Origin of the sequence: Brasilonema sp. UFV-L1, from assembly GCF_012912105.1 — a bacterium.
In the GTDB taxonomy this organism is placed as follows: domain Bacteria; phylum Cyanobacteriota; class Cyanobacteriia; order Cyanobacteriales; family Nostocaceae; genus Brasilonema.
The window spans coordinates 1-25771 of the sequence record NZ_QMEA01000098.1; the positions used below are offsets into that span (position 1 = coordinate 1).

Genomic DNA, 25771 nt, shown 5'->3' on the forward strand with positions numbered 1-25771 from the left:
CCTCGCCTTTAGGCAGGGGTGTTGACATTTTCTTCAATCGTTTCCAGTCCTAGTATATATTGCTGAACAAATACAAAGAGAGTGCCTGAGTGTTAGCAAGCGCGTTAACGTTTGCGCAGCGCCCCTAAAAGGGGCTAGTGGACGCCCTGGTCAGCCTCAGGCTGGGAAAGGATTTGACCGAATCAGTTATCAGTTATCAGTTATCAGTTTGAAGAAGAATTCAGCAATTTTGAATTCAGTATTCACCAACAAAGAAATAAAGAATTGAGTTTTTCGATTTCCGACTTCCGACTTCCGACTTCTGAACGCCAGGTGCTTTATGCCGGGGGACCCCTTCGGGTTCGCCAGTTGCCTGTTGTCGGGAAACCCTCCCGCAGCACTGGTCTCACCGTCCACCGCACTGGCGACTCCTGACTCCTGACTCCTGAGTTCTTTCTTGTTAAAGCTTAGTCCCACACAGATTCTTATCCGGAATCAGGTTCAAGATGTTGAGATCTAAACATTTTTCGTACAACTTAACGGACTTGTTCGAGACTTTCAACTTGCTTAGTAAACAACTCAGTAAATAAACTCAGAACCGTCCGTTCTTCGCGTACTTTGATATTGGCAGTAATACCCATACCTGATTGCAAAGACAATTTTCTACCTTGAGCATTCAGAAATTGTTGTGCTAAACGAATTTTTACAGGAAAACGATAATATTGGTGTGTTTGGTCGGGTGGCAATGCATCTGAACCAACCGAAACGACTTCTCCTTTTATATCACCAAATTCACTGTAAGGGAATGATTCAACTCTAACATCCACTTTCATTCCTTCCTTGACAAAACCAATATCTTTATTCGTGATAAAAGCTTCAGCAATAAAGTTATCGTTTGGCACAATTGTCAGGAGTTTTTGGCTGTTTTGTGCCACAAAGCCAGGATTTTTCGCTTGCAAATCAAAAACCACACCAGAGACAGGGGCACGAACTTCTTGGTATTTTTTATTTGTTTCTGCTTGTAAGATTTTGCTATTCAGTTCAGAGATTTGTTTTTCATTATCCAGTAGAATCCTAGAGAGTTGACTATCAATTTCAGCAATACGCTTACTGTTATCAGCGATCTTTTCCTGTACATTTTTACTAGAAGCCGCTACTGTATTTTTCGTCTCTTGTTGCCCTTGTTCAATTTCATATTTCAAGCGTTGCTCTTCTTTAAGAAATTGATCGACTTGTGCTTGAAGATTTTGAACTTGTTTTTTCTGTTGAAGATATTGAAGTTGCGCGATCGCCCCTTCTTCGACCAAAATTTTCATTCTATTAAAAATCTGGTCTTCAATTGCTAAACTTGCTTTCGCATCGTTCAGTTGAACTTCATTTTGAGCCAATTTCTGCTTGCTCTGTTCGACTTTCAATTGCGCCGCAGCAGACCGAGAATCTAATTCCCTTTTAGCTGTTTCTAGACGTTCTTGTTCTTCAGTATTCAAACCTGCAACGCCACCAGCGTTTTTCAATTCTTTACGCAACAATCCATTTTCTGCAACGAGTGCTGCTCGATTTTTTAATAAAAAAGCAGCGTCTTTGGACAAGTTACCTCGTAAAAATTCAATTTCAGCCGCAGTACCAGAACCAATTTCCCTCAAACGACGGTAAAGCTGATTTTCTTGTGTTAATGAAGCACGAATCTTTTTGAGAGAATTTAATTCACCATTAGTTGTAACAGAATCAAAAACTAACAGTACATCTCCAGGATTAACTTTCTGTCCATCTTTAACATGAACGATTTTCACCACTCCATTAACTGGTGCTTGAACTTCTTTAACTGTTCCTTCAGGCTTCAATTGACCACCTGTCGCAGGAACAACTTGCTCAATTTTGGCAAAATATGCCCAACCAATTCCAAAACAGGCTAACACCATCAATGTCACCATGATAGTGCGTGACAAAAATGGAGATTGGCGTAGGACAACAGATTGTTCTAACGGTTCAAAATTATATTGTTTAAAATCTGTTTGTGATGCTCTAGAAGGCTTAGAATCAGAAGTCAGCGTTTTTGAATCTGAAGGCTTTTTACCATTTTGAGAGGTTCCATTACGGTGATGACCATTAAGATGGTTTTCATTAAGTTGAGTCATGGTATTAATTTGGATATAAGGAAGGATAGAGGTATAATGTAGAAACTATGAATGAAATGTATTTTCCAGTTTCATAATTTCTGATTTTTTTACAGCTTAACTTCTTGTTGATTATAGAGGTAGAAATAGTGACCTCTCATCGCCATCAGATTATCGTGATTTCCTTGTTCGATCACTTTACCAGTATCCATCACTACAATAATATCTGCATTTCTGATAGTATTGAGACGATGGGTGATAAAAAAGACTGTACTACCCTTGAAGGCATGTGCTAAATTTAGACAAACTTGCCGTTCTGTAGGGTAATCTAAAGCGCTTGTTGCTTCATCTAAAACTAATAATTTTGGTCTTTGTAAGACAGAACGCGCAATAGCTATTCTTTGTCTTTGTCCACCAGAAAGTCCAGCACCCTTTTCACCGACTCGGGTATTGTAACCATTCGGCAAGCTCATAATAAATTCGTGTGCTACTGCTACTTTTGCAGCTTCAATAATGTCCTCAGTTGATGCTTCTGGATTTGTCAGAGCAATATTTTCCTGAATTGTTCCATCAAATAACAATGTCTCTTGAGGAACAACACCAACCTGTCGTCTGAGAGAATAAAGTTCTACTTTTGCGATATCGTAACCATCCATTAAAATTCTACCAGCTTCTGGTTCGTAAAGTCGCAGCAGCAATTTCATCATAGTACTTTTACCAGAACCGCTTTGCCCAACGATTCCAACAAATTGACCAGCAGGAAAATCTATATTGACATTGCAAAGTTGGAGTGGACCGTTGCTTGTAAACCGAAAGGAAACATCTTCATATTTTACTGCTCCCACAATCGGAGGTAAGGTAATATTGTCGCGGTCTTTTTCCGCTTCTTGTGGTGTATCGACAATATCACTTAAACGCTCTAAAGATAAAGCTGTTTCTTGAAAGCTTTGCCAGAGTTGAGCTAATCGCAATATAGGACTAGTTACGTAACCTGATATAATCCGAAAAGCGATTAATTCTCCTAAAGTCAATTCTCCTTGAAGTACCAAATATGAACCCACCCATAAAACAAGTAAACTGCTGAATTTGTTGAGGAAATTACTTGTTGAATTAGCGAGGGTAGAAGTGACTACAGTTTTAAAGCCAGCTCCTACATAACGAGCATAACGCTCTTGCCAGGAAAATCGCGCTCGCAACTCAATATTTTGTGCTTTTACTGTTTGAATTCCTGACATCACCTCAACCAAATAAGATTGAGTTTCAGCGTTGCGTTCAGCTTTGCTTCGTAGTTGTCTGCTGACGGTGGGAGATACAATCATAGTAATGACAACAAACACTGGAATTGTGATCAAACCAACCAAGGTTAATTGCCAACTATAAATTAGCATGACGACGATATAAACCACCGAGAAAAGTGCATCTAATCCTACTGTTAAAGCAGTCCCGGTGAGAAACTGACGAATGTTCTCTAATTCGTTGATGCGAGTCGAAAGTTCTCCTACAGGTCGGCGTTCAAAATAACGTAGCGGTAGACGCAGCATATGGTCGATAATTTCGGAACCCAAACCCATATCAATACGGTTTGTGGTATCCACAAATAAGTAAGTCCGCAAAGTACTAAGCACTGCTTCAAATAGACCAACGACTAATAACAAAACACCCAAAACGTGCAGAGTACTCATACTATTTTGGGTGATGACTTTATCGATAATCATCTGAATGACTAGCGGGTTTGCCAGTGCTGCCAATTGTACAAAAAATGAAGCGACAAAGACTTCTATAAGAACTCGACGATAACGAGATAAATAAGGAAGAAACCACCGTACACCAAAACGTTGGCGGGGTGTTGCTGGCGTGGCAGCAAGAAGCAAGACTCTGAATTGGGGCGGATAATTGCTTTCTTCTACTTGCAAATGGGTGATGAATTCAGCGGGTTTGAAGCGTAGAATTCCCTTCGATGGGACACCGACAACAATATTATGATCACTTGCTTCATAAACAACAGCATAGCCATCACCATAATGAATCAAGGCTGGTGTTGGTATGCGTGTAACAGCGGAAGTGGGCACATCTACCAACTGTGCTTTTAATCCTGTTAACTCTGCTAGGTAAGCACACAAATGAAACGATATCACACCATTACGTTTCATTTGGTCGTTGAATATGCGGCGAACGACTTCCTTACGAAAGGGCATTTCCAAGTGTTTTGCTAACATTTGGAAACATGCTTGAGCCGAATTCAGTTGTCCCTTACCACCAAAAAAGGGATATTTTCGAGTTTTTTGTCTTCCTTGCGCCTTCGAGGGAAGTTGTGGTGGTATTTCTTCGTCTGGTGCGTATGGAATCTCTAACTCTGTTGTCTGTTGGTTACTCTCGTCTACTTGATACTGTTGTCTGTGTGTATGATCTAGCAGCAACATGTCAGACGCTAGCATTCCCAACAACCGCGCCGGACTGTCCCCGTGTACCTCAACAGTGTCATAATCACTTAATTGTAACCGAGAACCAACAGAGAAGTCCTTGACGGTTCCACCACCACTGACAAACCAAATATAATCACTATCTAATTGCTTATAAAAGGTTTTTCCCGGTGGGATATGATCTATCATAGCCCGGTTCCAAGTGTGTTGAGTCAGTTCTTTGAGGTTGTTACTACCTAAAGCTTCCACTTCCTTTTGCATACTGAGGATATCAAAAACTTCTATCAAATGACAGCGGTTTCTACGAGCCTCTGCAAAATCTGGATACATGGTGAGTAAGCGTAAATACTCTGCAGCACTAAATGTTATACAGATAACTTCGTTGGAAGCAATTGTGATCTCGCAAGCAACTTGCCGTAATAGACTAATTTCGCCCAAAACTGCGCCTGGTTCCAGCAAATTCAACGTCGTTGGCATTTTTGTCCGTAAGTCATATGCTAACAGACGGGCTTTTCCTTCATAAATAATTGCGACTTTTTCAGGGACTCGTTCTTTACCGATAATCTTTTGACCGATACGGTAGCGTAAAGGTTGGAGTTGTTCTGCTAAAGAGGCGATGACTTCAGGTGGTAATTGGTCAAAGCCCTTTAGGGTAGAGAGAAATTCTTGGAAAGCAGAGCTCTTTATAGAGGTCATATCACACAAAGCTTAAAGCTTAAGAATTCACAGTAAATAATAAAGCTAAAATTTACAAGTATGTACACCCAAAAAACTGCTTCTAAAAAATGCTTATCTCGTTGAAGAATAGCTGCTTATCATATATGCCCAGAGGGCACCTTCCCATCAATTATATTAGAACAAAGTAAGTTAAGATACTTAATAAATGTTAAATTCCACGATAACATCTATCATCGACGCAATTTCAGACTGTTATGTTTGCCAAATCTACACAATGACTCACTCTTACAGCAATTCAGCAAAATTTGCTTTGCATAGGGCAGTCGCTACAGGCACTTAGCGCGTAAATAAATCTTCAATCCTTTTTAAAATAAATAATCGGCTACGCCCACAGTGAAACCACAAGGGCGCTACTTCTAACTGCCAACTCAGATTTTTAATAATTTGCATGCATTGGGATGCTCCTTATTTTATAGATAAGTTCAACTTATCAAAATGATGCTTTTTTAGTTTTATTTATATTTTTTTTATTTGTTGTATTTACATTTTCTTGATATTGAATTTTGTGATGAAAGCCAAACTCACACTCTTTATATTAATTTTTATTGCAAACCACTCATTTTCTCGAAAAAAGTTACAATAGATACAGACAATAAAAACGTTCATCTTTATTGAGCGCTGAAAAATGATTTTTCAGTTGAGACGCTTTGTAAAGACGGAAGTAGGGAGATATCCCCAAGGAACGCGCCTCATTATGACTCAAAACTTCACACAATCAATTTCTCCAAAGAGGCGAAGCAAATGAAACTCACATATCGGGGTGTCAGTTATGAACACAATCCCCTGACTCTTGAACCAACTGCTGATGAAATAAGCGGAAAGTATAGGGGCGGAACATGGAAACACAGCTATCCCAGACATATTCCTCAAACTCAACCAACTGCTGAGTTGAAATATCGTGGTGTATCTTATTATGTAGGCGATCCACTACAGGTGGAGTTTATGATTCGCTCCAAGCAACACAGCGATACAGTCAAAGCTGCACAAGTTAGGCAACCAGAAGTTGGACAGCCTGAAAAAAAAGGTGGAGAGTTAGCCAAAACTCATCTCACCAATATCCGTCGTAATTTAGAACATCGCCTGCTAGTAGCCACAGAAAAAAGGGATGAAAACCTCATTCGTCTACTAGAAGATGAAGCAAGGCAAATTGCATAAAGCAATATATCTCAGTTATCAGATAAACAAAGCTGTTTATTTTGATAACTGTTCACTGCGTACTGTATACTGATTTAACTCATTCTGACGATTGATCCAAATGCCTCTGAGTCCGGCTGCTTTAGCTCCGTGATAATCTTCTGTCACACTATCACCAATGTGCCATGCTGCCTCTGGTGAACAGTTATGTTTTTCCAAAGCGATCGCAAAGATTTTGCTATCGGGTTTAGCAGCACCAGCTTGAGTGCAAATAGTGATAGACTTAAAAAACTCTCTGAGTTCCAAGCTTTGTAAGACTGAGTAAATACGAGAATCAAAATTCGACAGTATTCCCAGTTCAATTCCCATCCGCCGCCAGTTGACTAAAGCTGGCAGAACATCGGGATAGATAAACCACGGATTAGCAGTACCAAAGTGAATGTAGAGTTCACTAAAAAAAGTCGAAAAATCAGAAAATTTATCGATAACGCCTGCTTGTTTAAAAGTGTTTTGAGCAATGCCAAGCCACCAATCAAACTCACGCTGGGGAATGTCTTGTTCCTCAGCATCTGGAAATACAGGTGATGGCGCAGCTTTAAAACTCTGTATGAATGTTTCGTTTAAAATTTTCGATGAAACTTCGACTCCAAACTCCTGCGCTATCTGACTGTAGATTTCTCCCACACTGCCTTTCACCCCAAAAAGTGTGCCAACAGCATCTAAAAAAATAACTTGCGGTTTTTCGTTCATAGTTCATATATTATTCAGTTACTAGCTATTAGCTGTTAATTTGTCAGCACTAACTAAAACAGTCGTGTCTGTTGATGATGTAATTTTTTATTTTCAATTCTGCGCAGTATTTAGCACTCACAAAAGAGATCTAAACAAGAAAAAAGCTTTTTTCTCGTTCAATCTCCAGGATTTATCCATGAAGGATTGACTCCTCATACCATTTCTTTGTGAGGCTGCGCCAAATTTTCTTGACTTCTTCTTTCTTTCTTTGTGTCCTTTGCGTCCTTTGTGGTTTGTTCCTCATAGTATTTGGGCGCATCTTTATACAGAATTGGTATCACTCAGGATGCAGCACTCATGAGTGCTGAATTTTATTTGTAAAGTGTCTCTATAAGAGGACGAGCAAGCCAGTTAAAACCAACTTTGAGTTTGTGTTCTAAGGTTGGCAGTCGATAAAGATAGGCAAGACGACGCGCTACATATGCTAACGAGCCTTCTAGTTTGAAGCCTAAACCAGTGAGGGTAGCACTGTCTATCCCCAATGCCATCATCTCACCTAAGAACTGATAGCGGAAGGGAAGCAAAGGACGATTTGTCAAACTTGCCCAAATGTTCCAAGCTGCATAATCTGCTTGTTGGAAAGCAGCCTGTGCTGTTGCAGGAACTTGTTTACCTTCAGCATCAAGACAATCTGCTAAGTCTCCCAAGGCAAAAATTTCAGGATGTTCATGGACTTGGAGAGTTGATTTGGTGCTAATTTGACCACGTTGGTTTTGTTTAACAGGAAGGTTTCGTACGACAGGCGATACCCGCGTTCCTACTGTCCAAATGACCAAATCCACAGGAATCGTGTCTATTTGATTTTTATATTCTAATGAAATGCTGTCTTGAGCGATTGACTCTACCTTCGTTTCTAAATCCAGAAAGATACCTCGTGCATCTATTGCTTTGCTGGCTGCTTCTCTGTTGAAGTCTGGGGAAGTTCGCAAAATTTGGTCAGAGATTTCAATCACCCGAAATCTTCCTCTTTGCCCAAGTCTGTCTGCTAGTTTGCAAGCTAACTCTACACCACTGTAACCCCCACCAACAATAGCTACCCTGATTTTATCTGCATCCGATTCTTCTAACACTCGCAGGCGTTCTTCCAAACGATATGCATCTGCAACAGTCCGAAACGGATAAGCGTAAGATGTTGCTCCAGGGACAATATCCAAAGGTGTTTCACCACCTAGCGCTAATACCAGTTGATCATAGGAAATTTCTGGTCCATCCTGTAAATGAACCTTCCGCTCGTCTATGTCAATTCCCGATACAAAACCTTGACAAAAACGTATACCTGTGTTGCTTAAAAGTTCTTGATAAGGTGGGGCAATTTCCCAGGTTTGCAATTCCCCAGTGAGGAGTTCGTACAGAAGGGGGGAGAAAACAAAGCGATCGCTGTAATCCACCAGAACAATTTCGGGTTTTTGCGAAGGTTCCCAAGGAAGCTGGCTCAAGCGTAGAGCAGTGTGAAGACCACCAAAGCCTCCACCAAGGATACAGATTCTAGCAGGTTGTTGAGTCATCGGTCTATGGGAAGGTCAATCCCAGCGGGGTAATTTCTTTCAGTGTACTGATTTCTTGTGGTCTGTTGCCATCAACCAGCAATCCCAGTATTTTCCTTCTTGTAGTTCGTGTTCGGGCAATATTTTTACCTTGACGAAACCACATTTTTCGTAGCAGCGGATCGCACGAGTGTTCCACACCTGTGGATCGATGACAACTTTAGCAGCTTGCAGTTGTTCAAAAATATACTCTACAGCCAAGGAAACCACTTTTGTACCAATTCCCTGGTTGCAATATTGAGTTTCTCCTATAAATAAATCCATTCCATAAACATTGTCAGTTTCTTCCAGACAATACATTTGCCTGTCTGTCTTAGGTAAGTCGTTAAGGGCGTAATACTGCAAATAACCGATGGGAGTATTTTGATAGTAAAACAAGCAGGAAACAACCGAATCATCTCCCCTGACCATAGGCTGATAAAATTCGATAATTCTGTCTAAAGGAAAAGGATTATCTCTCCCTTCGTAATATTTCAAGACTTTTTCATCAGTGAGCCATTTTGCCATTAATTCATAATCTTGTATATCGTCTCGCATCTGACGAATAGAAATTTCGTCTTTTTTTACTTGCATACTCAGGATTATTAAACATCTTTTTGTATTTTTGATTTGTAAAAACACAAAAGACGGTTTGTCTTTAACACAAACCGCCTGAATATCAAATCTAGAAAGAAAGAACTTAGTTACCGCCAGAAGTGATAGCTTTGTTGTGTTGAGCAGTTACTTCGCCCCTAGCATACCATTTATCATCAGAACCTTGTTCGTACTGGTTCTTAACACTATTCCAAGCAACTTGACGGGCACCTTGTTCACTAATACCATCGCTTTTAGCTGCATTAAATGCTGCAAGAAAAATCTGCTTTCCTTCTTGAGGAAGTTCTTGCAATTGGTCTTTTAATTCTTGAGGTAATTTGTCGTCTACGTTGCTAGCAGGGTCTCGCTGTTGGTTTTTTATTTCTTGAGGTGATTGATTGTCTGTATTGCTTGCTGGATCTTGTAACTGGTTTTTTTGTTCTTGAGGTGATTGATTGTCTGCATTGTTAACAGGCATAGCTCCACTCCGCTTGCTTTCGATGACTTATGTTGTGTTCATCCTAAGAATTTCAAGATAAGATTTTCCTCTTTCCACGAGTAGAGATACAAAATTTATATGATTTTGATCCCATACTTTTGGCATAGGCTTGATAACTGTCGGATCGATCCGACAGTTTGCTCATCAAATCTACTCATATCATGTCCGATTGAATAGTTGTCCGCAGCGTTAGCGTAGCGTGTCCGTTCGCTCTTAGCGTGCCGCAGGCATAGGACATACGAAGCGCCAGCGTAGTGAAGCAATCGCAAGTGCTTGAGATTGCTACCCTGCGGGAAGCCCCCTCCGGGGTCTACGTTTCACTTCGTTCCACTCGCTGCGGACATATCGTAAGTAATTAGCCGGACATGATATCATATCCGAAAGGGAGATTGCTCACTGGAGTGTACGCAATCTCTGCCCGCGCAGCTTTAACTTGAACAACTGGCAGTTGATGCTCTTTGAGCCGTTGCAGATTCAGCCCCAGCACATCACCGTACTTTTGTGCTTGTTCAAGAAATTTCTGCATCACCTCAAAATACTGCCGCTGCGCTTCCAAGAGATCTTGCAACGGTTTTTCGATATTAGTACGTGCTTTAATGAATTTGCGAAAATCTGCTTGATCAACGCGTCGTGCATCCGTTAATTCTCGTTCTCGTTTGGGAATGATATTATCTCGATAATTCACGAGCACATCCCTCACCGGAGTGTACTCAGGTTTATAATCTTCCCAGCGTTTTATCTTCTGAGGCTCCCATGTGGATACTTCTTTGAGGTCGTGAAATTTGCTATAGTCGTCTCGCAGATACGCCTCTAGTTGGTTAATTTTTGATTGCTGATGAGGTGGAAATTGGTACGAATCACTGTAGAGTGGGACAAAAGGCTCATAGTTCATCTGCCAATCCTGTTCTTCTTCTAGCTCCAATAATTGCTGTTCTGCAGAGGTCAGTTGCTGACGCTTTTGTGTTAAAATTAGCGAATTTAGCTCCACTGCTGTCTTCATAGCTTGAAGCTTTTCAATTCGCTGTTCTTCACTCTGAGACTGAGCAAGAGTCTGTTGTATTTGGTCGAACAAGTCAAACTGACCCGATGGCACATCCCACTTTGGTGAGTCTTTGAGGAGAATTAGAGCCTCAGAACTTTCCTCAAGTTGTTGTTCGAGATGGTTGATTTCGGATTTTAGGTTAATAATTTTTGATTCCACATCGGCTATCTGCGTTGCTAGTACATCCGTTTCAGGTTGTGGTTGAGGAGTCGGCGTCGCATCAGTTTTGTTGAGATTTTGCGCAAGCTTGCTTTTTGGCATATGACACCTATTGTGAATATAAAATAAGGTTACCCAAAATCACAAAAATCGCGCTAAACAAGGCGTTTGCCGCTATAGCATGAAACCTCAAGATAGAAACGGGCACAAAAAAATTAAAGCCACAGTTTTAGCTGCGGCAGCAGCTTTTAGCATAGTTTTTACTGTAATGGCATTAGTGTTGCGCAAGACTTCTCTTATACCTTCACTTTCACCAACAATACAACCAACTACATTGTCTACGCCACCATCGTCGTCATTTGATAGGCATGACGATGATGACGATGATGACGATGATGACGATGATGACGATGACGATGATGACGATGATTGAACAGATTCGACGACCATAAGTAAAATTTTTCCACAGGTGGGGTCGCTTTCATCTATGAAAACTTAGCACTTTAACTACTTTGTTTTGTTTTGAATAGGGATGAGTCAGTATCAATCCCCAGGAGTCCAAATGACGAGTGTGCGACTGGTTTATCCATCTGGTACCCAATTTTCTGATGACTTTCTTTTGTTGCCCCAAAGCTTCACTAAACCTGCTCACTCTTAGATTGCTTGAAATTGGGGATACTTGGGTACCCAAAAACAAACAATTGCCAACATTACACAGGCAATGTTGGCAATTTACATTGTCGCCAAAGTACTAAAAAGCATGTCTAGGTACCCGGCTGGAAAAAATGAGCAAACACTTTTTTAAGTCATTACTCAATGAGTTTAGTTCTGCTACATAAAACCTAGACAAACCTAGACTTTACTTCTTTCTTCAACGGGGGCATGGAAGCGGCTATCCCGCGCTAACGCGCCGCTGCGCTAACAGAAAGCATTCACGCCTTAGCCAGACGCGATTCGAGATAAATTAATGGCTCTTCATATAAGAAGAGTGATATTTAAAAACCGAAAAACCAAAACGAAGAGTGAAACTCACTCAAGAATTGGATTCATGCACCCTGATGTATGCTTTTATATATCAAATAAATAATTTGTACCAGGGGGGCTCACCCCTCAGTGCGATCTGCCTTTGGAAGCAGGCTTTGCTTATCGCCCCAAGCTTAGGCAAGATTCTGCCTAAGGTAGTGTTGACTGATACCCTCAGACTGACTAAATTTTTGGCGAACTGAGGGCGCTCAATAGTAGAAGTGACCACGGCACTTTAATATCGGGTATTAACCACGAGTACTTTCTCAATACAGGTAATGCAAACGGTAGCAGAAAGCGCAGAGAACGTAGTGATACAGGACGTTCTCCATTCCTATCTACAAGCCCATATTTCTGAGCTAGTTCCGCAACAATCTGCACACGTCCTGTATGATGCATCACATTTGCATCGCCAGCAAGTTGAGCAATAACCCGTCCTGTTAATAGGGGAGTTTCCCAGTTGTAGCGCTCAGTAAAAAATGAAAAATTCTTTTGCGTTGTATCTTTTTCATCCATTTCAGAAGCTATACGCTCTATGTGTTCAGTACCAACAATACCTGGCCAAATTGAAATAGAAGCGACGTTATGGGGCTTGAGCTCAACCGCCATATCAGCTGCTAATCTATCACAAGCTGCTTTGCCCGCACCGTATGCTGTATTGAAGATATAGGACATACCACCCCATGAGGAAATAGTACAAATGAGTCCAGAGTTACGCTTTGTCATCATCCGAGCAGCAAAAATACTTGCAACATAGTGACTACGGAGACCAACATTGTTGTTAGCATCCCAAAGACTCGGTTCAGAATCCCAAAAAGGTTTCCCATAAGCGTCTCTTAAAGCCTGGACTCCTGAGAAAGCATTATTTACGAGTAAGTCAAGCCGTCCATTTTGCTCGTCTTGGATGCGCTCAAATAGCAAACGCACTTGTTCTGAGTCGCTGTGATCTACCTGAACAGGAATGCATACACCACCAACTTCCTCAATGGCTGATTGGGTATCATTCAGACTACCTGAGATCTCGTCACTGGTATTAGATTTGTTGAGGCTGCGTCCTGTGATATACACAGTTGCACCTGCTTCACCTAGTCCGATCGCAATTCCCTTACCAAGACCTCGTGTAGCTCCTGTGACTAATGTTACTTTACCCTCAAGGTTTTTCATTTGTTTGTAATTATTGTTCTGTCATCAGGACTATATTTTTCAACTTAACATTAAAAACTTAACATTAAAATGGCGAGTGTTTCTTGCAAGGACAGTTGCTATTTCTCATCCTTACCAAAGGACACACAAGGACTGTCAATTTCTTCTGCTGATTGGAATGAATTGCAAAAAATTACACTAGCACAATTTACCTCATATCTATCAGGATGAATGCACTCTATGACTTTCTCTTTCTTGACATGGAAAGCACAGTCGTTGCAAATGACATGATCTGATAATGATTGCTCATAGTTTTTCCTCAACTTATGCTGCTTGTGAGTTAAGTCTGACATAGATGTTAGTTATTGCTACAAAGACTGAAATTCCCTGCCTTCTTCACTGATTTTGACGAAAATTTTTCTGGTTTTTCTCAGGCAAATTTCTGGGTGGGACTTCTCGTCCTTGGTAAAATTGTCTCTCCAAGTTGCCCAAACCGAACCAAATCAAAGCACCAGTTAAAGCAGCTAAGGTTGAAATGGTTACAGTGATGAGAGATGTCTGATTCTGAATTAATACCAATAAGGGAAGCAGTCCCCAAACCAGCGCTGATACCACAGCTACTCCCATCCTCAATCGTTGCAGATTAGTTAAGGCAGTGCGACAACTGGCGCATTTTTTCGTGTGAGAATGATACCTGTCTAGTAGAACTTCCTTGGGTAATGCAGGTGGCAAAGTCTTTCCCTCAAATGGATCAGCACTATATTGGTTCACCCAGAAACGCAACTGAAATACGAAAACGTCGGCTTTAGTTGGCAAGTAAAACGCTTTGGTAAAGTTGGCACTCCCACCGAGTTGTTCGAGATACCGTTCTTGATAATGTAAGAAAATCTGGTCGTCTTCGAGGACGCTATTTTGACCAAGGTGTGAGTACCAACGCGGAGTCAATTTGATAAACAACCCTGGTAATTTTGAAGAGAATTTGAAGGGAAAGCGGGCAAATAACCGACATTCTCCCTTACGAATGGGTGTTGCGTAGACTACTGTGAGTGTCCGACCATACTGTTTGGAGGTTAGGTCGTGCCACATTAATCCAGGAGCGATAAAAGTTGTATCCTGTCGTCCTAGAGTTCCTTTACGAGGACCTTCTGCCCAAGTTCCTTTAAATCCCCACTTCCCTGATTCTACAACTTCTAATTCCACAGGTGCCACGTTCGCTCGATTGCCGACAGTACGGTGATGTGTGTAAGGAATATGACTGGCGTCGAGGACGTTTTCCATCAACGTTAAAGCATCATAGGGTAAGTCTCGAAAGGTGTTGAGGCAAATCCAGCCATTTGGATCTTCTTCGAGAGGATCAACGATGGGAACTTTAGTATGAGGGGCATTCTCTACTTGACCAGGATAAACAAACAATAGTCCTTGACGAACTGTGGTTGCAAGTATTGTCGCACATGCTCGCCCTGAAATTTCTGCTTTTCCTTCTTCTCCTTGTTGGGGAATGCGCGAACACTCACCTGTTCCTAAAAAAGCCCAACCATGATAAGGACATTCGAGTTGTCCAGACTCATTAATTCTACCTTCTGATAGTGGTGCTAAACGGTGCGGGCATTTGTCTACAAACGCTCGCCACGTCTGTTCATTTTTGTCCCACCACAAGACAATATCTTGCTCTAGCAAGGTGAACCGAGTTAGCTGAGACTTATCTAAGTCTTCAATGTAAGAAACAGGATACCAAACTTCTTGCCAATCAAAGCGCTCTGGAGCTAGTCCACCAGCAGGAAGGTCTTGTGCGACTCTGCCTTGGGATGTTACTGCTTGGTTTAAATCGTCTTTAGGTAAAACGCTGTTGGACATGGTAGGAGCGAGAAATAATCATTTAATCTTCTATCCACAAAAAATGTAACAATTTTTTAACGATTCTGGTGGACAAGAGTTCACAAATCAGTCTTTCTTTCCCCTCACACTCCTACACTCCTACACCCGTAAGCTTTGTTCATTTGCACTTTTGGGCTGATGAGAGAGTTTTCAACCCCAATTGTGCTGTTTGATAAAGCCGACTAAATTCTCGCTCATAATGTGCGGCGACGGTAGGGTTCTGGATAAACATCAAGGTTTCATCATTTGAATAATTTCCTGAATTAGACCAGTTATGACTACCAGTGATGACTAACACTTCATCCAAGATTGCCATTTTACTATGAACACCGCGATCGCCCATGAAGCCTGTAGGAAAACCAACACTGGTGATTGGATTCTTCCAAGGTTTGACTTTGATTAAGCTACGTTTTTTACCTGGACGAGGGCAAACACCCATTGCATCGTATGCTTTTGAGTAAGCTTGTCTAAAGAAATCCGGATCTATGAGAACTTTTATATCTTTAACACCTTGGTCATGTACACTACCAAGAGTGTCGCTAATCTTTTGGTCTGAATAAACAAATACCGCTATATGTACACTCTTTTTGGTTTGCTGTAAATAAGAGGCAATGATTCCATTACTGGTTGTTGCAATATCATCTTTTTTGCTCGCTGGCGAAAAATTGACGGTGATAGTTCCTAAGCCAACTGGAATTGTGACAGGATATCTTTTTGGCTTATGGGATTTAAATAATCCCTGCCACATATAGTTAAATTCATGAGTAAAAATCTTGGCAACTTGAGGATTATCAGGGACAACAACCATATTGTTGGGATTACCACGACTTTCAAAATTTCCAAAATCTCCGTGCAGATCTGATGTCGTTAAGTTACCACTAGATATAATCGTTGTCTTTCCATCTATGACGACAAATTTATGATGCATAAGTCCACTACCTTGGGTTGCACCGTTAGATGTGTCGTCTTTGATCTCAATTCCATGTGAACGCAACATCGCTAAAGCATCAGCAGGATATCGTTTTAATTCTTCATACGCGTGCTTATCATGCCGATTCATCCGTGCAATTTCTTCTTGTGTGTATTTATCTAAAGTTTTGTTGTACTTGTTATCTATAAGTAATCTAACTTTAACTCCCCGCTTGTGAGCAAGAGTGAGTGCTTCAGCAACTTTGGGAAGCCGAAACTCCATGACTGCTAAATCCACAGTTGAGTTTGCTTGGTTAATCCCATCCATAATTTGTTGCTCTAAGTTGTCTCCCTTTCGAGTAAAGTGGCGGTATGGGTCTTCGTAGGAAGACACTGGATTGTGATTAAAATAGACTTTAACAGCAGGGTCTTGAGGTAAAGCTTGGAGAAGTTTTGTATTTGATGCAGGTTTGAAGATGTTAACTAAAACAATCCCGCCGATTAAGAGTAATAATAGAAAGATTGCTCTTCTAAAAAGTTTAAGATTTCGTTTTTCAGAAGTGATAACATATAGTAAGGTTTTCATGAAACAATAAGGAAGTGTGGCGCGTAAATTTGACCCAGCTAAAAAACTGAAGTTATCTCTTTTATCAGTATTCTTTTAAAAAAATGTCACAACAATACGGGGATTACGGAAGTTAATTGTTTTAAGCACAATTTCTTTCAGTAATTGCACGAAAGGCAAGTCTTTGCTTTCAATTAGCTGCTTAATAACAGCATATAGAATTTGTCCTTTTGGTGTCCTGGTTGAAGTAGAAAAATAGCTTTACAAGCAGTGCAAAATATCCACCTACATATGTATAGATAAGTATCTAAAAAGTTGTAAGTCTTTAGCAGATTAACTATATAGTCTGAAAATAAATAGGACTTACGCAAAAACCCTTTTAAACTCTCTTAACTTCGTGCTCTATGCCCTGCGGGCACGCTACGCTAATGCGTCCTATGTCCTATGCCCTGCGGGCACGCTGCGCTAACGGACACGCTAGCCCCTAAGGGGGCGCTGCGCAAACGTTAATGCGGTTTATTTTTTCATTATTTTGCGTAAGTCCTGATAAAAATAACCCATTGCCCAGCGTATTCTCATCTCACAGGTTATGCGAATTTGGTTATGCAAATTTATTTAGATTACAGCGCAACGACTCCCACTCGCCCAGAAGCAATAGCTGCTATGCAAGCAGTCTTCAACCAATATTGGGGTAACCCCTCTAGCTTACATGAATGGGGACAACGGGCAGCAACAGTTGTGGAACAAGCAAGAATGCAAGTAGCAAGTTTAATCAACGCAGCTGATCCTGAATCTATTATCTTTACTTCTGGTGGCACTGAAGCAGACAATCTGGCGATTATGGGAGTTGCCCATTTGTATACTAAACCTCAACACATGATTATTTCTAATGTTGAGCATTCCGCTGTTGCTGAACCAGTAAGGTTATTAGAGTCATGGGGTTGGCAAGTGACTCGCTTGCGGGTGGATGCAAAAGGAAGAGTAAACCCTCACGATTTAAAAGCAGCGTTACAAGATGATACCGTGTTGGTATCGATTATTTACGGTCAAAGTGAAGTTGGAACATTACAACCGATTGAAGAACTCGGAAAGATTACCCGTAGCGCAGGTGTTTTGTTCCATACGGATGCTGTACAAGTGGCAGGACGCTTGCCCATATATGTGAAAAATTTATCAGTAGATTTACTGAGCATTTCAAGTCACAAAATTTATGGTCCCCAAGGTGCTGGGGCATTGTATGTACGTCCTGGCGTAGAGTTGATTCCTTTACTGAGTGGTGGAGGGCAAGAAAAGCGACTGCGTTCTGGAACACAAGCAGTACCTATGATTGCAGGATTTGGGATAGCAGCAGAATTGGCAGTTCAAGAAATGCCAACAGAAACACCTCGATTGATAAAGTTACGCGATCGCCTATTTTCCCAATTAAATGACATTCCTGGTTTGCTCCCCACAGGTGACTCGCACCGCCTACCGCATCATGTCAGTTTTTGCTTAGAATACGCTGATGGAGAAAAACTCAGCGGTAAAACTCTCGTGCGACAAATGAATCTAGCAGGAATTGGTATCAGTGCTGGTGCGGCTTGTCATAGTGGTAAACTCAGCCCTAGTCCCATACTATTAGCAATGGGCTATCCAGAAAACGCAGCTTTGGGAGCTATCCGTATGACATTAGGGCGTGAAACAACAGAAGCTGATGTGGATTGGGTGGCGATGGTATTCAGGCAGGTTTTGCAGCGACTCTCACCTGTAGAATTGGTTGTTAGTCATTAATTGAAATCCAAATTCTAAAAGTTTTTAAAATGACTGAATTTCCAAAGACTCTAGAAGATGCAATTGCTCAAGCTGGTGAAGCAACCAAAGCAGCACTTGCAGAAGGTTATAAGCGCTTACAAATTGAAATCCTCATTCCAGAACTCAAACCTATACTTATAGCAGAGCAATTTCTGCCAGTTTTTGAAGAATACGGTTCTCGCCTGAAGGTTTTCTTTCCAGATGCGGGTGGTGCTGCACTTGCTGTGCGTGACTGGGCAGATGTACCATTTAAGATTCTTGATATTGGCACGGGGAAATTATCTTTGGAGCAGAAGATAGAACCAGAAGATGAAATTTTCTTTCTGATTGCTCCCACAGTCGTGGAAGTCATAGAAGTAGAAAAGATAGCTCAATTAGTAGGCGATCGCCCACTCGTCATCTTAAACCCTCGTTTGGAAGATTTAGGAGCAGTGGGTATTGGTTATGCAGCGCGTCAATTACGTGAGCGTTTCGTCAATACAATTGAACGTTGCTACTACCTGCGCCCCATAGATAATGAAACCGCCGTATTTCGCTGTTATCCTAAACTGTGGGAAGTTTGGCTAGAAAAAGAGGACGAGTATCAAAAGATTGCTGAATTCCCACAAAAGCCATCTGGTGACGAGTTGGATTTAATCTTAGCTAAAGCACAGCTGACGTCAGGCGCACAAGGTGTTTCACCTGTGAAGCCGAATTTGTTTAAGGGTTTACAACGTTTCTTGCGGGCGTTGAGGAATTAGCCTGTTTAACTTTTAGTGCGGGTATAACTCCCTCACTAAAAGTTCACCTATTGTCAACAATCAGAAATTAATCAACAAAGGATGAATTTTTGCCTCAGCACAACGATCTAAAACTTAGAGAAGCTTCAAGCCAGGATACCTCACTGCTACTTGAGTTCATGGCTGGTTTCAATCAAGAAGAGAGCATTGATTTTAATCGAGAAGCTTACAGAGAGAGAATAAGCGCTGCATTTTCTTCTCCTCAACTCGTAAAAATTTGGTTAATCGTCGCCAATTCATATATTGTTGGCTATGCAGTTTTAACTTTTACTTTTAGTTTCGAGTTTGGTGGTGTTCAAGCAACGATTGATGAAATCTACATTATGCCTGAAAAACGTGGTAAGGGCTGGGGAACATCGGTTTTAGAGCTTTTAGCGCAGAAAGCCATAAGTTTTGGAGCAAAAACTCTAAGTGGTGATGTTTCTGACGAAAAGCCCTGGCTCTCTACTTTTTACAATCGTGCTGGCTTTGCATGTTACCCGTATCGTCCTTATTACAAGAAGTTATAATACTAATTCTCAATGAAGATGCACTTAATATTTATTAAACGAACCGCAAAGAACGCAAAGGACACAAAGGAAGAAAATGGAAGTCTGGTGGCGCTAAAGGAGTAATTTATTAAGTGCATATTTACTCCAGAGTTGGTATAAGCAATTATGTAAGAATTGCTGCACTTCTTGAATCAGAGGTCATAATTTATAAGGAATTTCTTATGATTGCTATATTAGACCTCTTGCATAAATACTTAAAATGTCATGTTGAGCGGAGCGAAACATCTCGCGAGATTCTATGTCCTATGCCCTGCGGGCACGCTGCGCTAACGGACACGCTTCGCTAACACTGCACTACGTTTCGTTCAGAATGACATCCCCAACTTTTGGACTTTTGCAAGAGGTCTATTCATTTCATCAAATGTTGTCCTGATTCTTTTACTATTCTGATTTCTGGATTCTGGCTCCTGAATTGTTACGCAATTATGAGTACTTTTTGATTTCTTCTGTTACGTTGAACTTAGAATCATTCGCGCCAATTCACAAAAACCCTCACCTTCAGCAGCAGAAGTGATATACACAGGCTGATGCTGAAGTTGATTTGCATACTCCAGTACATTTGCGACACCGACAGAGATTGGAAAATAACGCTCATCAAATAAACTTTCATCGTTGGGACTATCGCCAACAGTGATAACCTGTTGTGGAGTGTATTGAGGGAAATATTCTCGCAACACCTGTGATAACCCATTTGCTTTGTCTTGTTCCAGAGGTTTGATGTGACACTGCACGTTGCTGTAGGTGAAACCCCAACCCATTTGCTGACAGAGATGATTTAGGATTTTAAGGTTATCTGTGCTTAAAGATTGGACGTCAAATGTCCAATCAGTCACGCGAAAACGATTATCTGCAGATTCTTGGATGTGCGGAAATTCAGTTTGTAATTGTTGAAAAGCTGATGCCAAGTTTTGACGATGTGCTATCAAGTCAGGAATAGGTGTTAAAGCAACTGGTTTCTCGCTTCCACCAGAAAAAAATAAGCCACCGTTTTCAGCCACAGCACCAACAATGGGTAGATAATATGCTAAACCACTCACCCAACCAGCACTTCGTCCGGTAATAATCACGACTTTAATACCAGCAGTTGCTAAATCTTGCAAACTTTGTAACAGTGTACTGGTAAATTTTCCCTTCCTAGTCAGGGTACCATCCATATCTGTAGCAATCAGACGAACATGACTCAAACATTGAGTCGATGAAACCTCGGACAAAGGCAAGAGTTTGTACATATCAGGATTTCGGTTTCTTAGCTTGCCTAAACTTTACATCTTTAAGGTCTAAGAGTGTCAAGTTGTGAATCACGAGCTAGGATACCATCTTCCATCTCCACAATGCGATCAGCTATATCCAAAATCCGGTTGTCGTGAGTGACTAGTAATATAGATGTTCCTTGTTCTTTGGCTAGGTGCTGCATCAATTCCACAACATCGCGCCCTGATTGTTTGTCTAAAGCCGCTGTCGGTTCATCTGCTAGTACTAATGGTGGACTATTGACTAAAGCGCGGGCGATCGCAATCCTTTGTTTTTGTCCTCCAGAAAGATTTTCTGGATAATAATCAATTCGTTTTTCTAAACCCACTGCCTTCAATATTGCTTCTGATTTCGCAATCGCTTGTTGTTGAGAAATATATTTATTCAGTTCTACCGCCATCTGCACATTTTGCCTAGCAGTTAAAAACTCTAACAAGTTATGAGCCTGGAAAATGTAACCAATCTTTCGTCGAATATTAACTAATTTATTCTGACTCGCTCTATATAACTCTATACCTAAAAATTGTAAGCTTCCTTCTTGCACAGACCGCAAACCACCAATCAAGCTCAGTAATGTTGTCTTTCCTGAACCAGAAGGACCAGTCATAATGATTATTTCACCAGGATAAATCTCTAAATTAATATCAAATAGAATTTGTCTTTTTAGTGTACCTTTACCATAATAATGATTCAGGTGTTTGATGGAAATAACAGGCTCTTTCTTCAGCATTTTTAGAATTAAGCTTAGGATTGGCAATCTTTTTTAGAAAATATCTGCTGGATCGGCAGAACGCAATTTTCTCATAGCAATAGTACCAGAGATAAAGCACATAACAATAGTCAAAATGAATACCATTACGCCTCGTCCCAAGCTCATAAAAACTGGTAAGAGTGTTGCATCTCTGGCTCTATTATATAAAAACATAGTTATCGCAAATCCTGGAATATATCCTAAAATTGCTAAAATAATAGCTTCTTGTAAAATAACCATCAACAAATAGTTTTGTGTATAGCCTATTGCCTTGAGGGTTGCATACTCAGCTAAATGGTCTGCCACTTCAGTGTAAAGTATTTGATAGACAATCACAGTTCCTACAATAAAACCCATGATTGTACCTAAAGTAAAAATAAAACCAATTGCTGTACCACTTTCCCAGTAGTATCTTTCATAATCAATAAACTCTTGCTTAGTAAAAACTCTAATATCTTTAGGTAAATAGTTTGTCAAAACTTGAGCAACAGTTTTTGCGTCTGCTCCTGGTTTTAATCTTATCAAACCGATATGAATTAATCCTAGGTGATGACGATTTTGGAATATTCGCAAAAAATTGACATCACTTGTCACTAAATTTCCATCCGCTCCAAATGAGGCACCTAGAGTAAATAGTCCCCCCACTTTCATTTTTCGATTATTGACTTCTGCTGCTACAGTTTTTCCTTGTTCAAACTCAGCAGCAATCGGTCCATATTCTTGTCTAGAAGAACGGTCATATAAAACAACATCTGGCAGTTTAGTTTTATCTAAATTTTCCTGAACTCCAGGTAAATCTAAGATGTTAACTGCTGGGTTAATACCAATTACTAAGAGATTACGAGAACGACCCGTGAAAGGATTTTTCCAGGCAGTGTAGTCTAGATAAATTGGATGCACACTTTGCACTGTGTCTACATCTAAAGCTTTGTACAAACGCCTTTGAGAAAAAGTTTTCATCGAAAGCAAAGCATTAGATTGATTGTTGATTAAAACAATGTCACCTTGTAAACTGGTATGAAATCGAACGTTACTATAATACAGAGAATCCCGAAAACCAAGCTGCATAAACATTAAAATATCAGCAAAGGCAATCCCTGCCAGAGCCACAGCTAAACGAGTTTTTTCTCGTTTCAGTTGTAACCAAGCTAGAGGAATCTTTTTCATGATGATTATCCTCAGTTATGAGTCATGTGCTCATCAACAATTGATGTTTTAAAGATTAATGTCAACAATGACTTTAGCGTAAGTCAAACCTGCCACTTTTTTACTATCTTGTGGAGTCAGGGTAATTTTCACTTCCACAACTCTAGCATCGACATCTGCTGCTGGGTCTGTATTCAACACATCTTTTTTGCCAATTTTTCTACCAATTTCAGCAACAATTCCTTGTAATTCTCCGCTAAAAGCTCCATTATCACTGGTTATGACAGCTCGTTGACCAAGGCGCACTTTACTAATACCATCTTCAGGAACTTCAGCGATAATAATCATCTGCTCAGTTCGTCCAATTTCAGCAATACCATTTGAACTTATGCTTTCTCCGGCTTTAGTATGAATCTTAATAATCTCACCAGAGATTGGTGCTTTGATATAGCTCAAATTCAATTGAGCTTGTGCTTTTCTCATCGCCGCAACTGCATTGCTAACTTGTGCTTGTGCAACTAGTAAATCAATCGGACGAACTTCTTTTAGTCTGTTAAATTTGGCTTTTTCTTCTTCAATTTGTCTTTGCAAAGTCGCGAGAATTTTATTCCGGTTTACCCTAGCTTCAACCAGTTGCTGTTGCAAAGTTGCGATTGTTTTGACTTGGTTAGCTCTAGCTTCAGCAAGTTGCTGTCGTAAAGTTGCAAGCGTTTGCTTTTGGTTTGCTTGAGCTTCAGCAAGTTGTTGAGTTGAAGTTTGAGCAGTTAATTGTCTTCGATTGCGTTCCTGCTGGGAAATAGCGCCTTCAGTGTATAACATCTCATAACGTTGAGCATCGACTTCAGCATTACGTTGTTCAGCGCGGATACGAGAAACTGTTGCTCTGAAGGCTTCCCTTTGCCCTTCGAGTTCGGCTTGGATGCGATTAATTGTAGCTTGTAGAGCAGTTTTTTCTCCTCCTAATTCTGCTTGCAAACGAGCGATCGCCGCTTGTTGAGCATCTAGTTCCCCACGTAATTGTGCTTCCAAGCGAGCAATGACGGCTTTTTGAGCCTGAATGTCTCTTGGTGAACCTGCTTTAACATTTTCTAAATTAGCGCGAGCTTCTTGCAGTTTTGCTTTAGCCTCGTCCATTGCGGCTTGGCTGCTGGGAAAGTTATCCAAAACAGCAATGATTTGATTTTTTTTGACTTGCTCTCCTTCTGTTACAAAAACTTGTTCTACTCGCGAAGTTCCTTGTACTCCTGCTGGAGCAGACAGTTTAAAAACTTCACCTTGAGGTTCCAAACGTCCTACAGCATTGATACTTGTAATCGGCGCACTGGATACAGGCATATCAAACTTTTTCAATTGCTCCATTTTAGCTATGCTTAAGACTCCAGTAGCAACTATGACTGGCAAAGTTACAGCAATTAACCACCAAATTTGTGGTTTATCATTTTCAAGAAACTGCTCTTTTACGCTTGATTGATCACTCACTCTTGACATGGTATTGCTCATGAGTTGAAATTGTTTGCATATACAAAGTAAAAAAGCGAGTTAGGCGTAATTGGATTCAGTTAAAAAGGCTTTTCAAAAACCGTTATCTGTTTTTCTCTATTCAAAAAATTATTTTGCCGAGTATCCAGATGAAAAATAATGCATTACAGCATACAAGCCTTGTACTGTAAATAACCAAGTACTTAACCTACCCTCATGCAAATGAAATACAAGACTATATTCGGAAAAATGACAGTGGTTGAAAGCTGAGTTACACTTTATAAGCAACTCCCTAAAGATTTTTGAAACATCGTTAAAATCGTTTGGTTTGTCTATCTAAAGAGACAGTAAACAAAACTAGAAAATAACTGCATTGTCTTTGAGAAAAAAAACTATGACAACAAGGTAAGTTGATTGGCTTTGAGTTAATGTCAGCCAATTCCAACTTAACCCAGAACATCATAGAGAAGCTCTTTGGAAATGAAGTTTACATTGAATGATTGTGTGACTCGATTTTGCTTGAGTTAAATGAATTCTACATTTGTAAGTTGCTTGAAAACGTAGCAGAATCTACAGTTGAACCTTTGAGATTAAACTCTGTTGATTATAGTCATAACTTTTAAAAGTTATTTTCTCTGGCTAGACTATCTATCATGAGCATTCATGATCATTAGACTTGTCCACCTCTGGAACGAATAATCTGCCCTGTTATCCATTGCCCTTGTAATGAGGCAAGAAATAACACTATACGTGCTGCATCTTCTGGTGTACCAACGCGACCAAAAGGTGCCTTGCTCTCAAGCATTGAACGAATTTCGTTGCTCATCCAGCCTGTATCTGTTGCTCCTGGATCTACAGCATTAACAGTAATGCCTTTGCTTGCCAAGCTAGCACTTAAACTCAATGTTAGTGCCTCTACTGCTCCTTTGGTAATAGCATATGGTAGGTTTTCAGGCATTGGTGCTAGACTTTGACCAGAAGTCAGATTAATAATTCGTCCTCCTGGTCTTCCATCATGGCGTTTGGCAAATTCGGCACACAATAGTGTAGTACCGCGCACGTTGACAGCGTAATGGACATCAAGCAATTCATCTGTCAAACAGTAGATATCTGCTTGTTGATCATGAGCAGCGTTATTGACCAAAATATCTACTGGACCAAGAGTTTCCTCAACAAAATCAAACAGGTTTTTGGGTACCAAAGGTTCAGAGAGATTAGCCTCAAGCCCCGCCGCTTTTACCCCCTGCAATTTCAGTGATTGAATTATTTCTTCCGCTTCAGTGAGTTTACTACCCCAAGGCATGAGCTTGTCGTATGGTCGATAGTAAGTAATGAAGACATTTGCACCAGATGCAGCAAGTGAATGAGCAATGGCTGCACCAATTCCAATGTGTCGGCTGACTCCAGTAACCAAGGCAACCTTACCCGACAAACCATAATCTACCATTTTTACCAAACCTTGACATACCCCCCTTGTTGAAACGAAGGGGATTCAAAAAGGTTGTTCCACAACA

20 protein-coding genes and 1 riboswitch are annotated in these 25771 nt (G+C 40.6%); of the genes, 4 read left to right on the forward strand and 16 right to left on the reverse strand.

Annotated elements, in window-relative coordinates; all coding sequences use genetic code 11:
- Nucleotides 1-515: 515 nt before the first annotated feature.
- A complete protein-coding gene (locus DP117_RS23875) occupies nt 516-2114 on the reverse strand; it encodes an HlyD family efflux transporter periplasmic adaptor subunit (RefSeq protein WP_169220730.1) in 1599 nt (532 codons plus the stop codon).
- Between the two features lie 89 nt (nt 2115-2203).
- Nucleotides 2204-5209 carry a peptidase domain-containing ABC transporter gene (locus DP117_RS23880; protein ID WP_169220731.1) on the reverse strand — a complete coding sequence of 1002 codons (3006 nt, stop codon included), beginning with the start codon at nt 5207-5209 and terminating at the stop codon, nt 2204-2206.
- A gap of 639 nt (nt 5210-5848) precedes the next feature.
- Nucleotides 5849-5940, forward strand: a riboswitch (Glutamine riboswitch).
- 52 nt (nt 5941-5992) lie between these two features.
- Between DP117_RS23880 and DP117_RS23885 the strand changes: the two genes are divergently transcribed.
- On the forward strand, nt 5993-6406 hold the full coding sequence (locus tag DP117_RS23885) for a DUF4278 domain-containing protein (protein ID WP_169220732.1): 414 nt from the start codon (nt 5993-5995) through the stop codon (nt 6404-6406).
- A 36-nt stretch (nt 6407-6442) separates the two neighbouring features.
- Here the strand turns inward: DP117_RS23885 and DP117_RS23890 are convergent, their stop codons facing one another.
- The 9 genes from DP117_RS23890 to DP117_RS23930 all read right to left on the reverse strand — a co-directional run bounded on the left by DP117_RS23890 (nt 6443) and on the right by DP117_RS23930 (nt 16530).
- A complete protein-coding gene (locus DP117_RS23890) occupies nt 6443-7135 on the reverse strand; it encodes an HAD family hydrolase (RefSeq protein WP_169220733.1) in 693 nt (230 codons plus the stop codon).
- A gap of 353 nt (nt 7136-7488) precedes the next feature.
- Nucleotides 7489-8682 carry an NAD(P)/FAD-dependent oxidoreductase gene (locus tag DP117_RS23895; protein ID WP_169220734.1) on the reverse strand — a complete coding sequence of 398 codons (1194 nt, stop codon included), beginning with the start codon at nt 8680-8682 and terminating at the stop codon, nt 7489-7491.
- Between the two features lie 39 nt (nt 8683-8721).
- Nucleotides 8722-9294: a GNAT family N-acetyltransferase gene (locus DP117_RS23900; protein ID WP_169220735.1), complete on the reverse strand. Its 573-nt coding sequence runs from the start codon at nt 9292-9294 to the stop codon at nt 8722-8724.
- Between the two features lie 106 nt (nt 9295-9400).
- On the reverse strand, nt 9401-9676 hold the full coding sequence (locus tag DP117_RS36465; protein ID WP_339381396.1) for a ChaB family protein: 276 nt from the start codon (nt 9674-9676) through the stop codon (nt 9401-9403).
- Between the two features lie 472 nt (nt 9677-10148).
- Nucleotides 10149-11096 carry a hypothetical protein gene (locus tag DP117_RS23910; RefSeq protein ID WP_169220737.1) on the reverse strand — a complete coding sequence of 316 codons (948 nt, stop codon included), beginning with the start codon at nt 11094-11096 and terminating at the stop codon, nt 10149-10151.
- Between the two features lie 236 nt (nt 11097-11332).
- On the reverse strand, nt 11333-11479 hold the full coding sequence (locus DP117_RS35545) for a hypothetical protein (protein WP_211176305.1): 147 nt from the start codon (nt 11477-11479) through the stop codon (nt 11333-11335).
- Between the two features lie 721 nt (nt 11480-12200).
- Nucleotides 12201-13181 (reverse strand): SDR family NAD(P)-dependent oxidoreductase, encoded by a 981-nt coding sequence (locus DP117_RS23920; protein WP_169220738.1) that lies wholly within the window; start codon nt 13179-13181, stop codon nt 12201-12203.
- Between the two features lie 375 nt (nt 13182-13556).
- Nucleotides 13557-15014 (reverse strand): Rieske 2Fe-2S domain-containing protein, encoded by a 1458-nt coding sequence (locus DP117_RS23925; protein WP_169220739.1) that lies wholly within the window; start codon nt 15012-15014, stop codon nt 13557-13559.
- Nucleotides 15015-15153: 139 nt separating this feature from the next.
- Nucleotides 15154-16530 (reverse strand): phospholipase D-like domain-containing protein, encoded by a 1377-nt coding sequence (locus tag DP117_RS23930; RefSeq protein WP_169220740.1) that lies wholly within the window; start codon nt 16528-16530, stop codon nt 15154-15156.
- Nucleotides 16531-17112: 582 nt separating this feature from the next.
- Here DP117_RS23930 and DP117_RS23935 point away from each other — a divergent pair.
- From DP117_RS23935 to DP117_RS23945, 3 genes are all read left to right on the forward strand, one after another.
- Nucleotides 17113-18279: a cysteine desulfurase family protein gene (locus DP117_RS23935; RefSeq protein ID WP_169220741.1), complete on the forward strand. Its 1167-nt coding sequence runs from the start codon at nt 17113-17115 to the stop codon at nt 18277-18279.
- A 29-nt stretch (nt 18280-18308) separates the two neighbouring features.
- Nucleotides 18309-19040 (forward strand): DUF1995 family protein, encoded by a 732-nt coding sequence (locus DP117_RS23940; RefSeq protein ID WP_169220742.1) that lies wholly within the window; start codon nt 18309-18311, stop codon nt 19038-19040.
- Between the two features lie 158 nt (nt 19041-19198).
- Nucleotides 19199-19588, forward strand: coding sequence for a GNAT family N-acetyltransferase (locus DP117_RS23945; RefSeq protein ID WP_169220743.1), 390 nt, complete (start codon nt 19199-19201; stop codon nt 19586-19588).
- A gap of 491 nt (nt 19589-20079) precedes the next feature.
- Here DP117_RS23945 and DP117_RS23950 read toward each other — a convergent pair whose 3' ends face one another.
- The 5 genes from DP117_RS23950 to DP117_RS23970 form a co-directional block, all read right to left on the reverse strand.
- Nucleotides 20080-20859 carry an HAD family hydrolase gene (locus tag DP117_RS23950; protein ID WP_169220744.1) on the reverse strand — a complete coding sequence of 260 codons (780 nt, stop codon included), beginning with the start codon at nt 20857-20859 and terminating at the stop codon, nt 20080-20082.
- Nucleotides 20860-20900: 41 nt separating this feature from the next.
- Complete coding sequence (locus DP117_RS23955; protein WP_169220746.1) at nt 20901-21608, reverse strand: DevA family ABC transporter ATP-binding protein; 708 nt, start codon at nt 21606-21608, stop codon at nt 20901-20903.
- Nucleotides 21609-21644: 36 nt separating this feature from the next.
- Nucleotides 21645-22799, reverse strand: a complete 1155-nt coding sequence (devC, locus tag DP117_RS23960; protein ID WP_211176306.1) for an ABC transporter permease DevC — start codon at nt 22797-22799, stop codon at nt 21645-21647.
- Nucleotides 22800-22847: 48 nt separating this feature from the next.
- The gene (locus DP117_RS23965; protein WP_169220748.1) at nt 22848-24266 is read right to left on the reverse strand and encodes an HlyD family efflux transporter periplasmic adaptor subunit; all 1419 of its coding nucleotides are present in this window, start codon (nt 24264-24266) and stop codon (nt 22848-22850) included.
- Between the two features lie 661 nt (nt 24267-24927).
- On the reverse strand, nt 24928-25704 hold the full coding sequence (locus tag DP117_RS23970) for an SDR family oxidoreductase (protein ID WP_169220745.1): 777 nt from the start codon (nt 25702-25704) through the stop codon (nt 24928-24930).
- Nucleotides 25705-25771 lie beyond the last annotated feature (67 nt).